General features: G+C 45.9%; 12 protein-coding genes. 8 read left to right on the forward strand and 4 right to left on the reverse strand.

From position 1 onward, the window contains the following. Positions 1–41: 41 nt before the first annotated feature. On the reverse strand, positions 42–338 hold the full coding sequence (locus QEP08_RS12775; protein WP_285058546.1) for a hypothetical protein: 297 nt from the start codon (positions 336–338) through the stop codon (positions 42–44). A 213-nt stretch (positions 339–551) separates the two neighbouring features. On the opposite strand from QEP08_RS12775, the gene QEP08_RS12780 reads away from it, so the two are divergent. The 3 genes from QEP08_RS12780 to QEP08_RS12790 all read left to right on the forward strand — a co-directional run bounded on the left by QEP08_RS12780 (position 552) and on the right by QEP08_RS12790 (position 2,673). Further along, complete coding sequence (locus QEP08_RS12780; protein ID WP_285058547.1) at positions 552–1,085, forward strand: RNA polymerase sigma factor; 534 nt, start codon at positions 552–554, stop codon at positions 1,083–1,085. Between the two features lie 303 nt (positions 1,086–1,388). Then, positions 1,389–2,027, forward strand: a complete 639-nt coding sequence (locus tag QEP08_RS12785) for a DUF6266 family protein (protein WP_285058548.1) — start codon at positions 1,389–1,391, stop codon at positions 2,025–2,027. Positions 2,028–2,031: 4 nt separating this feature from the next. Beyond that, positions 2,032–2,673 carry a DUF6266 family protein gene (locus QEP08_RS12790; protein ID WP_285058549.1) on the forward strand — a complete coding sequence of 214 codons (642 nt, stop codon included), beginning with the start codon at positions 2,032–2,034 and terminating at the stop codon, positions 2,671–2,673. A gap of 14 nt (positions 2,674–2,687) precedes the next feature. On the opposite strand, the gene QEP08_RS12795 is transcribed toward QEP08_RS12790, so the two are convergent. The 3 genes from QEP08_RS12795 to QEP08_RS12805 all read right to left on the reverse strand — a co-directional run bounded on the left by QEP08_RS12795 (position 2,688) and on the right by QEP08_RS12805 (position 5,914). Next, a complete protein-coding gene (locus QEP08_RS12795; protein ID WP_285058550.1) occupies positions 2,688–3,413 on the reverse strand; it encodes a sensor histidine kinase in 726 nt (241 codons plus the stop codon). A 154-nt stretch (positions 3,414–3,567) separates the two neighbouring features. Continuing rightward, complete coding sequence (locus QEP08_RS12800) at positions 3,568–4,218, reverse strand: response regulator transcription factor (protein ID WP_285058551.1); 651 nt, start codon at positions 4,216–4,218, stop codon at positions 3,568–3,570. Between the two features lie 64 nt (positions 4,219–4,282). Then, positions 4,283–5,914 carry a sensor histidine kinase gene (locus QEP08_RS12805; RefSeq protein WP_285058552.1) on the reverse strand — a complete coding sequence of 544 codons (1,632 nt, stop codon included), beginning with the start codon at positions 5,912–5,914 and terminating at the stop codon, positions 4,283–4,285. Between the two features lie 380 nt (positions 5,915–6,294). Here QEP08_RS12805 and QEP08_RS12810 point away from each other — a divergent pair, with 380 nt between their 5' ends. From QEP08_RS12810 to QEP08_RS12830, 5 genes are all read left to right on the forward strand, one after another. Further along, complete coding sequence (locus QEP08_RS12810) at positions 6,295–7,254, forward strand: hypothetical protein (RefSeq protein ID WP_285058554.1); 960 nt, start codon at positions 6,295–6,297, stop codon at positions 7,252–7,254. A gap of 94 nt (positions 7,255–7,348) precedes the next feature. After that, positions 7,349–8,860: a PP2C family protein-serine/threonine phosphatase gene (locus QEP08_RS12815; protein ID WP_285058556.1), complete on the forward strand. Its 1,512-nt coding sequence runs from the start codon at positions 7,349–7,351 to the stop codon at positions 8,858–8,860. Position 8,861: 1 nt separating this feature from the next. After that, positions 8,862–12,863 carry an FtsW/RodA/SpoVE family cell cycle protein gene (locus QEP08_RS12820; protein ID WP_285058557.1) on the forward strand — a complete coding sequence of 1,334 codons (4,002 nt, stop codon included), beginning with the start codon at positions 8,862–8,864 and terminating at the stop codon, positions 12,861–12,863. Positions 12,864–12,888: 25 nt separating this feature from the next. Continuing rightward, positions 12,889–13,674, forward strand: coding sequence for an FHA domain-containing protein (locus QEP08_RS12825; protein ID WP_285058558.1), 786 nt, complete (start codon positions 12,889–12,891; stop codon positions 13,672–13,674). Between the two features lie 7 nt (positions 13,675–13,681). Next, positions 13,682–14,959 (forward strand): serine/threonine protein kinase, encoded by a 1,278-nt coding sequence (locus QEP08_RS12830; protein WP_285058560.1) that lies wholly within the window; start codon positions 13,682–13,684, stop codon positions 14,957–14,959. Positions 14,960–14,975 lie beyond the last annotated feature (16 nt).

Here is a 14,975-nt window from a genome sequence, read left to right on the forward strand (position 1 = left end):
AGCATCAGGAGATTTCAGGTAGCAGGGCATTCACTCCTCTGTCAGACCGCTTCAAGATCATCATTTTCATAAAGGCTGATCTCCCAGCCGATCCGGTCCACCACGTGATCGTTTAACTCTACTTCTACTCTTTCACCAATGCGTCCGGCTTCATAAAGCGGCAGGTCGCCTGCGGCGATCTTATCCTGCTCCACCAAATCCCAGTCTTTCCCGTCAAAGTAGACCCCACCAAGTATGCCACCGAAGTAGATCACCTTGTAATACCCTTGATCTGTCGGTAAAATTGTCAGCGTGACCTCTTTTGTGCCGTAAGAAATTTTAATATTGTAAGGTTCCATAGTCCTTCATGATTAAATTGATCCGGCAAAATGTTTAATCATAGCCAGTAAAACATTAAACATAGAAAAAGCGGTTTTGTTTATGGGAATTATCAGGAAATCTTTCCTGCTTACCCGAAATACACGTATTTAACCCAATAAATCGGGTAGTTATCCCCAAAACATCAACCATATTGCATTGTTGTTTAAGAGCACCCCTAATATCCTACCCCTATGAATGAATTAACTTTTAACTCACAAATCTGTGGATACCGGACATCTCTGATGCAGTCCGCAATGAAATTTACCGGCAATAATGACGATGCCGACGACCTTGTTCAGGATACCCTGATTAAAGCGATCCGCTATGAAACCATGTACAAAAAAGGCACTAACCTGCGTGGCTGGTTGTATACGATCATGAAAAACACATTCATTAACAACTACAGGAGTATGCTGAAGAAAACGGCCATTGTAGTGACCAATGAGGACCTGCTGGCTTATCCGCTGCCTTCTTGCGCGTCTTACAACCAGTGTGAAGAAAAGTTTACGATGGAAGACATCAATAAAGCGCTTGAGTGTCTGCAGCCTGTCTATGCAGTTCCTTTTCTCAAGTATTTTGAAGGCTATAAATACCATGAGATCGCGGATGAAATGAAAATTCCGGTCGGAACGGTAAAGACCCGGATCCATATCGCAAGAAAATTATTGAAGTCTCATCTTAAAATGTATCGTGATGATTTCAAAAGATTAAAGAAAATGGCCTGACATGCAGATAACATTTATTAAATAATGAATAAAGAACTGACAAACAATTAGGTTTTACAGGAGTAAATTACATATTGTTCTATAACTGGTATAGGGTTGATATAGCCAATTGGCTATATCAACCCTATACCAACCCCTTATTAATTATATGACAACGCCTAATCAATTTAATTATTTGTTAGTTTTTTATTAGCAATTAATTAATCATTATTCACCTGACACTATTGTTTCATAACCATAAAGAAATTATATTTGTATAAGCAGTGGTTAAAGCGCTGTGAACTAACTTATATATATCTCACAATGGCAATTGCAAAGAATGGACTCTTCGGGTCTCACACCGGCAAAGTCGGTAATCTTGTGTATTATGAGCTGAACGGCAAAAATGTAGTACGCGAGATCGGTAAGAATACCAAACCACCCACAGAAAAACAGTTGAAGGTGCAAATGGAAACTGAGCTCATGAGTTCGTTTTTCAGTAAGGTTCTGCCTTTTATCAGGGTCGGTTTTAGTATTGCGCGGCTGGGTACTGCGCTCAATGCACACAACATCGGAATGAAGCAACCGCGTGAACTCATCATAAAAGGACTATATCCGGATCTCGGGCTTGCTTTTGACCAGATCGTACTGAGTACAGGCAAATTGACCCCGGCTGTGGAGCCGGAAGCGGCGCAAGTAGCGGAAGGCCTGCGATTCAGCTGGCATACCGATCCGCAGATGGAATGGCCGGCGTCCAATGACCAGGTTATGATGCTGGCGTACTTCCCGGAGGAAGAAGTCATCGCTTATCAGTTGTTTGGCAGCAACAGGCTTTCGGGTACTGATGTGCTGGACATACCGGAGATACTTCAGGACAAATATATGGAGACTTACATTTCTTTCGTTGCCGCCGACAGGAAGGACCTCGCCAACAGCACTTATATGGGCAGTTTCAATTTATAACACTATGGGAATCTTACATTCAGGACTATTTGGCGGTTTTAGTAAAAAAACCGGACCTATAGTAGGCCGCAGGCGAAAAGGTCAGAACGTAATCACCGCGCTGCACCACCCCAGCAACAAAGCAGCCACAGCCGGACAGCTGGACTCAAGGAATAAATTCAGTCTGCTCAACATCTTTCTGGGTGGTATCTCTCCATTGCTTAACGCCGGCTTTAAGAAATATGCCAGAACAAAAGGTGCTATGGCAGCTGCTTATAGCTACAATTATGGGCATGCCTTTGCAGTAGTTGAGGGAAATCAGTATGCGATCAATTACCCTATGATGGTGTATAGCCGCGGGCCTGTTTCAGGGCCTTTAGGAGCTGCAGTCCAGGCTGCTGACGGCGGTATCACCTTTACCTGGCTGCCACAAAGCCAGAGCGTCTATTGCCGGTTTACAGACAAGGCCACTTTTTTGGTCTATATTCCGTCAATGGAAATTGCCTTTACGGCTATAGATGCCTCAGACCGGTATGCGCAAGCTTACTGGCGGGAATTACCACCTGGAGTTGAAGGTCAGGAAGTTCATGCCTACATGAGCTTTGCCTCGGCAGACGGCAAACTGACAGGAAACAGTTTTTATGCAGGAAAAGTGACCTTGCCCTGAGGGTCTGACTAAGATCAGGTCCGGGGCAGGCGCAGCGGCAGACTGAACCAGAATTCAGATCCTTCACCTTCTTTACTGTTGACGCCGATCTCTCCGTTGTGTTTCCGGATAATCTCCGCACAGATGAAAAGGCCCAGGCCCAGGCCGGGCTGTTTATGGGTCAGCGGAGATTCGACACGGTAAAATTGCTCAAAAACCATTTGTTGTTTTTCAGCGGGTATACCGGCCCCTCTGTCAATGACACTGATCTTAATGCGGTCGTCTTTTACTATACTTTGGATTTTCAGGTATTTTTCCCTGCCGGAATATTTAAGTGCATTGCCAATGAAATTGTTGATTACCTGTTCGATCCGGTCCCGGTCTGCATTTATGGTCAGGTCAGCGTGCCGGATATCAGATTCCACAGTTACGTCAGGATTAGTTGTTCTGACATTATCGATACAGCTTTTTAAGGCGTCAGTAATGCTGAAATTGTTCATCAGACAATGGATATTGTCTGCATTTATACTGATACCGTCCTGAAGATCTGATATCAGGTGCAGCATTTTATTCAGCTGCACATCCATTTTTTCTACTGTTTTGGCATAGCCTGACAACTGGTCTTTGTCCAGTTGAAGCAGCATCATCTGAAGGTATGCTTTTAGAACAGTAACCGGTGTTTTGAGCTCATGAATGGTCATGTTTACAAAATCCTTGTACTTTTCTTCGCTCTGCGTTGTACTGTCAGTTTTACTCATCATATCTTTTAGAAAGATACGTACAATTTGATTAAGATTTATTGCCGTACAACATCAATAGTCTTCTGGTATAGAAAACATTACAAATGTATTAAGCTTTTTATTCTTTAAATACGTACTTCTACGCAATTTGATGGTGGAAAATACGGGATCGGATCTATTGAATGATTCCATTAGTTACCGCAAAACGGATAAGGGATGCGGTATTCCTTGCGCCCGTCTTGTCAATCAGACTCTGGCGGTGTCCCTCGATGGTTCTTTTACTGATGAAAAGCTTCTCTGACATTTCGTTATTGGTCAGGCCTTCGGCAATCAGGCTAAGGACTTCTATCTCCCGCTGGGAAAATTCTATATCGGGGCCGGAGTTTAACGGGACATACTGACTGTTCTTTAGCAGCTTGTCGAGCAAGGTCATGGTTAGTTCAGTACACAAGTACTTTCCTCCGCCATTCACATGTTTCAGCGCGAAGATAAGTTCGTCGGCATTTACATTTTTGAGCAGGTATCCGGATGCGCCTTCAAGAAAGGCCTGCGCCACGTATTTTTCATTGTCGTGCATGGAAAGCATCACAATTTTGGTTTCCGGATTTCCTGTTTTCATTTCTCTAAGCAGGGAAATTCCATCAAGACCAGGCATATTGATGTCAGCGAGAACAATATCTGTCTTTAGTCCTTTGGCGAAATAATCCAGTACCTGACGGCCATTTTCTGCCTCGGCGACGATATGAATGCTTTCATCGGTCTCAAGCAGCATCCTGATGCCATTGCGGACAATGTTATGATCTTCAGCAAGTAGTACCTGTAACATCTCTTAAAAATTAGTTGTTTCTAAATCTATATCATGCTAACAGGAAACCTGGGTTTTAGTTTCATCATCCTAAAAGTTCTGAGAAGTTATCATTGTTTTTAAAGGTGATGGTAATAACGGTTCCTTCATCAGAGGTGTCGAGCTGCATTTGCCCGTTGAGCAAATAGATCCGGTTCTTTATAGCCCTTAGACCTGATCCTCTCAATACAGCCTGTTCCGGCTCTTCTTTAAACCCCATGCCATTGTCACTTATGACCAGGGTGATCTTGCCATGTGTGGTACTGATCCTGATTTCGGCCATGGAAGCCCGGGCGTGTTTGATACAATTGTTGATCAGCTCCTGGATTATTCTGAACAAATAAAGCTGTATGTTCTGGTGCAGATGCTCTGAAGAGCTTTTTATGTCAGTTTTAATGTGAAATGCGGGTGTGCTGAAACGCTGTGCCATTTCCCTGACCCCTGCTGTAAAGCCAAAGTCCCTGAGTACAGATGGTGTAAGCTCGTAGGAAAGTTCCCGCGTTTCGCGGATGGCCTGGTCTAGCAGGTTGTTTACGTTTTTAAAATCGTCCTTGAGGTTGCGTGTCACTTGTATGTTCTGGAGATTCATCCGGATACCGTACAAGATCTGGCAGACACTGTCGTGAAGTGCGCTGCTGATTTTATGTCGTTCTTTTTCCTGGGCATCAAAGGCCGCGGACAGGATCAGTCTTTGTTTTTCATTTTCCTGTTTCTGAGATTCATCAGCTATTTTTTTACTTTCGGTAATGTCCATGATCACTCCTGCAAAATAACTGGCTACCAGTGGATTGTGAACTTCTTTTCCTCTAACAGACATAATCCGGATGTTTCCGTTTTTGGACATGATCTTGAACTCGAGTGCTATTTCCTTGAAATTATTGATGGCACTGAGCAAGCTTTGCCTGGTCTGGGCCTGCTCTTCGGGATGGACGAGGTGGATAAAACCGTTAATGCTTCCGTCAAATTCCCAGGGGTCTATTTCAAGCAGGGAGTAGCTAAAATCGTCAAGAAATACGCTGTTGTTGACCAGGTCCATGGTCCAGGTGCCTGTCCCGGTGCCGGCAAGGGTCATTTCGAGACGCTGTGAGGTATCTATCAACCGTTGCCGGGCCAGACGGCTTTCGGTAATGTCTATGACTGCAATGTAATACTGTGTTTTTTTGATGATGGCATTGTAAATTGCACTGCCCTCCATCCGGGTATAGCGCTGCCGGTCATTGTTAAACAAAAGCCTGACCTCACAGCTATGCTTGTCTTCGCTGGTCTGCATTTTGTGCAGAAAATGATAGAACTGCTCCCAGGCTTCCGGATCAATAAAGCTATGAAACTGCTGATTGAGTATATTTTCCCTGGGAATATTGAGCAGATCGGCACCAGTCTGATTGGCCTCTTCGACCTTGCCCAAATGATCGAGTATAAAATAACCTACCGGAGCGAGGTTAAAAAAGCCGGCAAATCTGGATTTTTCATTTTCCAGTAAGCTATGGGAGGCAGTGAGTTCTTCATTCTGCATTTCCAGCTCCAATTGAAATACCTGCAGCTCACTAAGCAAGATACCGAGTTCCTGGTCCGTAATGTTTTTATCGGCAGAAATGGCGGTCGTCCCCGGTTTTTCAAGGCGTGCCCGAAGACGCGAGATTACTTTTTCTCTATCATTGTTGGTTCCTTTTTTGTTCACCTTGCTGTTCCTTATAAACGATGATCATAGCTCTTTGGATATGAACAATTTCCATAAAAAATTGTTCTGGGCGGGCAATGATTCTGCAGGTTTGGCGGTTTGCTTTGATCCTGGCACAGGATAAGGAGGCCAAACGGGATTATTTAGCAATAAAAAACAGGCAGCTGTTAGCGGCTGCCTGCTACAAAAAAATCAATTCAAGATCAATACGCCCTTAACTGTATCGATCAAATTTGATTTGAGACCTCAATTGCATAACAACGGACGATTTATCTGGTTTTAAATATTTCAAAATCTGCCTTGCAAACTTTACAAAGAGTTTTTCGTTATCTTTAAATCGGCAAGGTTTGCCTGTAAATTCGAAAACATTAAGCTTATAAATGACGACTAAACCCTCTTTTTGGCAACGCATAGGTATTCAGGACTGGTTTTTAACTAATGAAGGCAGTCCTGTGTCCGGAAAACAAAAACCGCTTACCCCGAACGTAGTTTACAAATACATCATCGAAGGATTTAAAAAGTCGATGACGGAATTGTCTTTTGCGGAACGTATTGTATTTTATCATGAATTTATCATCTGCCTCAATACGGATGATTACCGGGAGTTTATGGACCATAAAAAGGGGATATTGGGGCTGATCTCCCACGAATCGGTAAAAAACTTTTATGACATCCTGAACAAGGAAATAAAAGAGGGTAAAAGAGTAGAACCGGCCAGTAACAAATGGGTCTTCAGGTTTGTCTCCCATCCTGATTACAGGGCCGGTGATATTGGCTTTATCGGCAAATTAATGCCTGACAGCAATCAGCAGGAGGAAAATCTGCGGGTTACTTTTATTCCCCGGCAAACTGGCCTTGCGCAGACGTTTGACATCAATAATGACATCCTGAAGGATTTTACTTATTATAGTGATGGTTATTATGAGATTCCTTACCTGGACAGCAACATCAAACATGAGGCCGCCAAAGCGGCAACTCCTGAAGCCTCCAATGCGGTTCTGGCCAGGTTTGAAACCACCATTCCAGATAAGGCTTATGCGGGCAAGAAGCTGGAATACTGGATGAAAAATGAGGAGGTGACGGTTTCCGGTGATGAGGAGACCCGGGAAGGCCAGCATATTTTTAAAATTCCTTCTGAATGGGTGAATACCCCGCACCTGAAGATCCGGTATGATAAGGCGGCAGACAAGTTCTTTCTGGCTTCTTTTGGCGAAAAGACGATCCTGAACGAAGTGCTTATGGAAAGAAGCGACATCAGCGGGCCGAAGTGGTCTGAGCTGCCTGTCAATTCGAGGATTATCCTCAACGGAATCATTGGTATGAATATATTTAAATCCTGAGTTATGTCGCAAGTCTTATCTATAGCGTTATTTATTATATGCATGCTACTGCTCATTGCCCATTTTAGGGACATTAAAAATTCTCCGAAAAAGAATGGATAGAAATTATTTTGGAATTACAGATACGGGAAGGGTTCGGGACAACAATGAGGATACTTTCATTGCGGAAAAAACATCTGGCAATGACCTGATCATCGCCAGCGTGATCGATGGTGTGGGTGGGTATTCTGGTGGCGAAATTGCTTCGGCAATAGCCAGAAAATCTATATTGCAGCACCTGAGCCTGCCCAATGCGGATGTACCGGCGTTGATGAAAGATGCCATTATTGATGCCGATGCACAAATCATGGCCGAAAAACTGAAGGTAAAGGATCATGAAAAAATGGCCTGTGTGCTTACTCTGGCTGTTGCGGACTTGAACAGGAACTTGTTTCATTATGCGCATGTGGGTGATACCAGGTTGTACCTGCTGCGGGACGGGACGCTGATCAAGATCACGAAAGACCAGAGTTTTGTCGGTTTTATGGAGGATACAGGACGGCTGACCGAGGAGCAGGCCATGCGCCACCCTAAACGCAATGAGATCAATAAGGCTTTAGGCTTTGGGATCAACATCGCGGGACAGGAGGATTATATTGAACACGGGCAATCTCCGTTTCTCCCCGGCGATACTTTGCTGATCTGTAGTGACGGATTGTCTGACATGGTCAACAAGCAGGAAATCACTTCCATATTGACCGGCAGGTCTGCGTCCTTGCAGGAAAAAGGGGAAAGGCTGATCGCGGCTGCCAACAGGAATGGCGGTCTCGACAACATTACGGTTGTACTGGTTAAAAATGATAAGCAGGCCCAGGTGCATGAAGCGGCAAAGCCTGCTGCAAAAAAAGCAGCGGAAGCTGTTGCGGTATCGCCGCCCCGGCCCGCTTCGACCCCAGCGAAGCCTGTTGCAACGGACCAGTCCGCCAGTGCAGGCGGACGGCAGCGCAATCAGGATAACCGGGAGACAGAAGCTGGTCTACCGGGAGAAACCCCGCGTACGCGGAGCAATAAAGGCCTGGTTGGTTTTTTGGTGGCACTGTGTATTTTGCTATTTTCTGTCAATGCCTGGCTGCTCTGGCAAAACCATCTCAATGAAAAAGCAAGGACCGATCAGTTGAAGTTGAATGCCATAAAGCCACCGCGCAATGTGCAGGAAAAGAAGCTGCAGGATACATTGAACAAACTGAAAGGCAATATGCTGATCCTGACGGATTCGCTGTTCAAATCTCCGATCCTGATCACTGAGCCTTTGCAGATCAACAGGGATACGCTTTACCTCATCGCTCAAAATGGCATGGTTATAAAACGGGATACCACTTTTAAGGAAATACCCATTGAGATAAAGCCGGCAAGCAAACATGTACTGCTGGAAAACTTTACTTTTGAAGATTTCAACACAGTCATTTCTTCGCATAACAATGCTTTGGTATTTAAAAATGTAAAGTTTGTCAATAGTCCGAATGCCATACGGATCATTTATAATTTCCCTGCAGGGAGGTACATCAATGGCAAAATTCCCGGAAGCACTTTTAAAACTGATTCTTTACCTATACCTGTAAATAACTAATATGCGTTTTCTCCTGTTGATCATTTCTGTTGTTTTGGCTGCGTTGTTCTTTACCTTGTTTTTCAATTTGCAAGAGGGGTTTAAAGATGTGGAAACCAGGCTGGATAATGGGACGATGATCAATTTGAATGAAAAGCAGCCAGGCAAACTGATCAGGGTACTGCTCGAAAAGGGCTATTATTTTGAGGATAAAAAAGATATTGCTTTAATTGAGTCTGTGGTGACGGGCGGTGCGAAGTTGTTTAAGGAGCCGATCGATAATGTTGGCGAACTGAATAAACGCAGGTTCTTTGTCAATGCGGACAGTGCTTTTGTGCATGGAGGCCGTAACTTTAAGAAGCGGGTGCTGGATTCGCGTGCCTTGCTGGGTTATACGGGTGATGATTCAGTCCGTTTTTTACAGGAGCTAAAAAAACCTCCTTATTTCCCTGCTGCCGCTGACCTGAACAAGGGTGAGCATAGCATTACGGGGAGTATTATTGATTCACTGAACAAGCCCGTGGCGGGGGTGCTGATCAAATTGCAGATGATATTGCCGCTGGACAGCGCTATGGTAAGCGACGAGGAGGGGGCGAAAACTGTGGGGCTTGTGGTCTATGTGCGTACCGGTGCCGATGGCCGCTATCGTTTTATGCATTTGCCGGAGGGCAAAGCGTTCCAGGTATTGCCTTTGCAACCAGGGTTCCAGTTTGGACGGTCTCAGGGTGTTGAGGAGTTGAACAGGGATGTGTCCTTTATTTTCAGACAGAGCCCGCATACCATCAGGCTTTTCTCTGCCCGTGATTTTAAGATATTGAAAAAGGAAAAGTCACTGATCGTGAGGACTCCGGAAGTTTATAATGAATGGTACTGGATTATCACGGGCTGTTTCTTCCTTGGTTTTTGGCTCCTGAATTTATTATTGAAGGTTAAATTTCCTCAAGCTGATCAGCTAATTCTGCCGGTGATCATGCTGATGACGGGTTTGTCGTTCATCACTTTGCTGAGTTTACAGGATCCTTTGCGGGACCGCTTTCTGGCCAGGGATACGCTGATGTTTTTTGGCATGGGCATATTGGGAATTGTCTTACTGATGCTGGTCAAGTTCCGTAAACTGACAGTAGACTCGAGGTTTTACCGGTTATTGGTGCTGCGGCGTACGGGCATAGGTGCTGGTGGCGAGCGTTCTAAGGCCAGTGGCTGGCAATGGGCATTTTTGGCTTTGCTGCTGCTGACGCTGACTGTTATTTTTGGCAGCGGCCCGGAAGGCAGCGGTGTGAAAGTGAACCTGTTCGGGATGCAGCCCAGCGAGATCGTGAAATATGCGATTATCTTGTTTCTGGCAGGCTTTTTTTCCAGTAATGAAAAGTTCATTTCAGAGTATTTGAGCTGGCAAAAGCGCTGGTATTTCTTTTCTTTTGCGCTTGTAGCAATGCTCTTTGCGATCTTGCTTTACTTAGCGTTGGGGGATCTGGGTCCGGCAATGGTGGTCTGTTTCACTTTCATTATTCTTTTTTCTTTTTCAAGGGGGGATTTTATGATGATGGTGGTGGCCATACTGATCTATGTGGCGACGGTATGGTTCCTGAACATCTGGCTGGCTACGCTGATCACGGTTGCACTGGTTGCCCTTGTTATGGTACTCAACAAAAAACGTACGAGTGAATCGGCCATGATGGTGATCATGGTAATGGCGGGTTTCCTGCTGATCGACCAGATTCCTTACCTGGATAAGCTGATACCGGGTCCTGTGAACAGGCTTTCTGAGCGCAAGTCGATCTGGCAGGACCCATGGAACAATGAGGTGTATGGCGGCGACCAGGTGGCAAACGGCATTTGGGCAATGGCCGGTGGCGGTATAAGCGGACAGGGTGCCGGTGAGGGCTTTGCCAAAAGCATTCCGGAAGCACACACGGATATGATCCTGCCTGCTATTGGTGAAGAGTTTGGCTGGACGGGCATCTCCGCGGTCTTTATTTTGTTCCTGCTCTTTTTAAACCGGGCTATTGTCATTGGAAGGCGGACGGGAACTCCTTTTCTGTTCTATTTGTGCGCGGGGATCGGCATCAGTATGTTTGTGCAGTTCCTGCTCATTGCGGGTGGCTCCACAGGGGCTCTGCCCCTTTCGGGTGTCGCGTTGCCCTTCATCAGCTATGGAGGTTCATCACTGGTGGCCAATATGCTGGCTGCGGGAATCCTGCTCTCTATATCGCAGATCCGGGGCACACCGGTCCAGATGGAGTTCATTACGAAGCAGCAGGACAAAAACCTGGTGCCTGCGCTCTTGTCTGCCACGGTGGCTGTGGTATTGCTGACCATAACGGTTTCAAGATATGTGATGACCAATCGGAAATGGGTGGTGCAGCCTGCATTGGTAGCCGACCGCAGTGGCCTGCGGATGTTCAGCTACAATCCGCGGATTTCTATTTTGATGAATAAACTGGAGGCCGGGCAGCTTTACGACAGGAAAGGCCGCATCCTGGCGACCAGCAACCCGGATTATGTACGGAAACAGGCAAAGACTTTTAAAGCGGCCGGGATCAGCTATGACCTCGATTCGGCATTGCATAAGCGGGTAGACCGTTATTATCCTTTTGAGGAGCAGACCTTTTTCTGGACGGGGGACCTGAATACGGGTATATTTAATGGAAGTACAAATGGTTATTTTGCGGAATATGAACATGCGGCCGAACTGAGGGGTTTTCATACGCCGGTTACTTCTTTTAATACCAGGGCCAGCAAATACCGGGAGGACCGCTTCCTGCCCAGGGGGGTGAAGGAAATGACGGTGAGCAAGCGGGATTATGCTGCACTTGCACCGCTGCTGCTGGCCGGGATTAACAGCCAGCAGGTGACGGCTTTTAAAAAGCGGAACCGGGATGTGAAACTGACCATTGATGCCCGCCTGCAGGCTACGATACAGCATTCCATGTCTGTAGATGATTCACTGAAAAAGAGCCGGGTCTCTGTGGTGATCATGGAAGACAACACCGGTGATGTACTGACCTCGGCGGTTTATCCGCTGCCGCCGGTAAAGGACTGGGAATTACTGAATATGACCGCAGCGGAACAGAACAGGCTTTCGGGATGGTATACGACTACTGACCTTGGATTTACCCTGGCGACACAGCCCGGATCGACAGCCAAACTGGTCACTACTATGGCGGCCTTTAACAAAATGGGTATGGCGGCTACGGAAAGGAAATTTACCGTGAGCATGAGGGAAAGAATCAGGACAAAAGGAATAGAACCGGATGAGACAGGGGTGATCACGCTGGAAAGGGCATTGGTTAAATCGAACAATGTGTACTTTATAAAACTCGCAAATGAGGAGCACCTGCAGGAGGATATGGCTGCGCTTTACTTAAAGACGGGGATGTTCTTGAGGGGTGTGGGCGGTTATTATTATGAAAAAGGAATAGTGAGTGCCCAGCAGGAAAAGAAATGGTATGACCTTTGGCGCAGAACGGAATTCAATACCAGGCCGCGGTACGACCCGGCAAATATACGCCGCACGCGTGCTAAAGGTATTTCAGGCATGTCATGGGGACAGGGTGAACTGATCGCTACGCCTGCTTCGGTTGCCAGGATGGTGAGTGGCATTGCCAATAAAGGGACGCTGATTGGCAACCGTTTTGTGCTCAAGATCAGTGATTCGCTGACGGCGGTAAACTCTGGCATAAAACTGGCTAATGATCCGCAGTATGCGGCGCTGATGACAGATTATATGCTCAAGCAAAGTGCCGGAAAAGTGTATACTTTGAAACTGACTGTGGCCGGTAAAACGGGTACGCCTGAGCGGATCTGGAAACAGGAGCAGATCAATGATGGCTGGTATGTGTTCTTTGCTCCAAAGAAATCGGGCAGCGGGCATGTCGTGGTGTGTATCAGAATTGAATCGACCAGGGGATCGAGCAAAGCGGTGCTACTGGCCGGACAGCACATTATACCTGCTTTACTGAAATTGGGCTATATTAAGGATTTTAAAAAAGACAAGGTGACTGAACCTGATTTGATTAACTAATTGCTAAAACGAAACACAGATGGGCATGTTTAACCTTTTTAATAAAAGCACACCTGAAAAGCCTCAGGATGTAAAGGCTATAAGGGAAGCGCTGTTGTTGTTCATTAAACAGGAACTACAGAAAATGGAAGGCGGTGAAGGCAGGCACATCAAGGGCTTCGAGCTTTCTATTTGCTGTTTATCTGGTGAGCGGTTTATGTATGATTCTGCTGTTTTTTTTGAAGACAGTGACCGTTTTAAAAATGAAGTGCAGCGAATAGCGGACGACTTTGCCATAGATCTTCCTGAAAAATGGACTATGCAGGTAAATTTTGTGGATGAACTGCCGGCACAGTCCATAAAAATGAATGGCCTTGAGGTGGCGCTGGTGATCAAAACGCCAGAGCATGTGGTGGCCCAACAATCGACCACAGCCTATATCAGGATATTGAACGGTGAGGCTGAAAAAAAGGCGTATACCATTCATGCAAAAGACGGGCGCATCAATATTGGCAGGGACAGGAAAACACAGGACAATGATGGCTTCGTCAGAGAAAATACCATTGCCTTTCCGGATTCGAGCAGTAATGCGGGCAATAAGTACATCAGCAGGCAGCATGCGCACATTGAATGGAGCAAGGATGCTTCGGCGTTCGTTATTTTTGCGGATGACGGCGGGGTTCCGCCAAGAAATAAGGTGAAAGTAAAATCAAGCGGGGAACACAATACCATAAAACTCACTTTTACGGAACTGGGACATACGCTGCTGGAAGGCGACCAGATCATTTTGGGGGAGTCTGCGGTTCTGGAATTTAGTTATCATTCACATTAGCGACGGCATGGCAAAAATATTTACGATTACAGAGGGTCTTGAAAATATGGGTGCATTGCGTACCGGTGGACAGGGCTCTGTGTACAAGGGTAAGCGGATGGGGGCCATCATTACCGCGGTAAAATTATTGCCAACGCCAATACATAAGGAAAATACGGACGACAAGAACTTCAGGGATTTTCAGAGTGAGGTAGAGAAACTGAAAAAAGTAAATGAAAGACCTTCTCCTAATGTGGTCAAGATCCTCAGCTCCGGTTTGACAGAAAGCGGCTCTCTTCCCTTTATAGAAATGGAATACATTGAGGGTCCGGATCTGGAGGACTTGCTGAAGGCACCCCACAATCCGGTATTTAGCATTCGTGAGGCATTGAAACTGGCGGAACAACTGGCTGCCGCACTGGCACATTGCCATGAAGTTGGGGTAAGGCATGGTGACATCAAGAGCAACAATGTTAAGTTCAACACGGCTACCGGGAATTATATTTTGCTGGATTTTGGGTTGGCTATAATGTCTGATGAGCAGCGAAGATCCAGTCTGCGCAATGCCGGTGCGGTGGAATTTATGGCTCCTGAGCAGTATGACGGAAAAATGTTGTTTGAAACTGACGTTTACAGTTATGGAGTAGTGTTGTACGAACTGCTGGCGGGGAATGTTCCTTTCCCCCTGGTCAATAAGCATGAGTCTGCACGTAACCTGGTGATGGTTGCCCACATTGAAAAACCAGTACCTGACCTGCTGGAACTACGCAGAACGCATCTGCCGGCAGATTGGCCTGAAGATAAAAAAATGGCGGAGATGCAGGTTCCCGGCTGGCTGTTGGAGGTGATCGGCAGGTGCCTGGAGAAATTGCCTGAAAAAAGATATAAGGATGGACCTGAGCTTTATGAGGCGGTTTGTAATGGAATGCTTAGTAAAGAGGAAGTAAGCGGACAGTTCATGGCACTACAGAATGAAAATGCGGTGCTGCGAAATAAAATAAAGGATCATGAGCGACTGGCAAAGTCACGGTTATTGATTATTGCTGCCCTGCTGTTAGGTGTTTTTATAGGTGCTTTTGCAATTGGCTCTTCCTTTAACAGAAAAGACCCTGGCGATACTGCGGGTAAAAGTGGTATGCCCGGTCCTGGCGGAAAGGACACACTTAACAATGCAAAGCCGGCAGCGGTCGTGCAAAGACCGGAAACGAAACTCGCTGATTCATCTGCGCAAAAGAAAAAGAGTGCCACTCCTAAAAAAAAGAAGAAAACAAAAGACGGATTAGTTGATGATGTACCGTATTTTTAAACAATAATTACCTACA

Source organism: Pedobacter ginsengisoli, assembly GCF_030244015.1.
GTDB lineage: Bacteria > Bacteroidota > Bacteroidia > Sphingobacteriales > Sphingobacteriaceae > Pedobacter > Pedobacter ginsengisoli.

Coding starts and splice junctions, on each gene's coding strand:
- QEP08_RS12790 (WP_285058549.1), top strand. CDS start 2,032: ATGGGAATCTTACATTCAGGACTATTTGGCGGTTTTAGTAAAAAAACC.
- QEP08_RS12775 (WP_285058546.1), bottom strand. CDS start 338: ATGGAACCTTACAATATTAAAATTTCTTACGGCACAAAAGAGGTCACG.
- QEP08_RS12785 (WP_285058548.1), top strand. CDS start 1,389: ATGGCAATTGCAAAGAATGGACTCTTCGGGTCTCACACCGGCAAAGTC.
- QEP08_RS12815 (WP_285058556.1), top strand. CDS start 7,349: ATGGATAGAAATTATTTTGGAATTACAGATACGGGAAGGGTTCGGGAC.
- QEP08_RS12825 (WP_285058558.1), top strand. CDS start 12,889: ATGTTTAACCTTTTTAATAAAAGCACACCTGAAAAGCCTCAGGATGTA.
- QEP08_RS12820 (WP_285058557.1), top strand. CDS start 8,862: ATGCGTTTTCTCCTGTTGATCATTTCTGTTGTTTTGGCTGCGTTGTTC.
- QEP08_RS12830 (WP_285058560.1), top strand. CDS start 13,682: ATGGCAAAAATATTTACGATTACAGAGGGTCTTGAAAATATGGGTGCA.
- QEP08_RS12800 (WP_285058551.1), bottom strand. CDS start 4,218: ATGTTACAGGTACTACTTGCTGAAGATCATAACATTGTCCGCAATGGC.
- QEP08_RS12795 (WP_285058550.1), bottom strand. CDS start 3,413: ATGATGAGTAAAACTGACAGTACAACGCAGAGCGAAGAAAAGTACAAG.
- QEP08_RS12780 (WP_285058547.1), top strand. CDS start 552: ATGAATGAATTAACTTTTAACTCACAAATCTGTGGATACCGGACATCT.
- QEP08_RS12810 (WP_285058554.1), top strand. CDS start 6,295: ATGACGACTAAACCCTCTTTTTGGCAACGCATAGGTATTCAGGACTGG.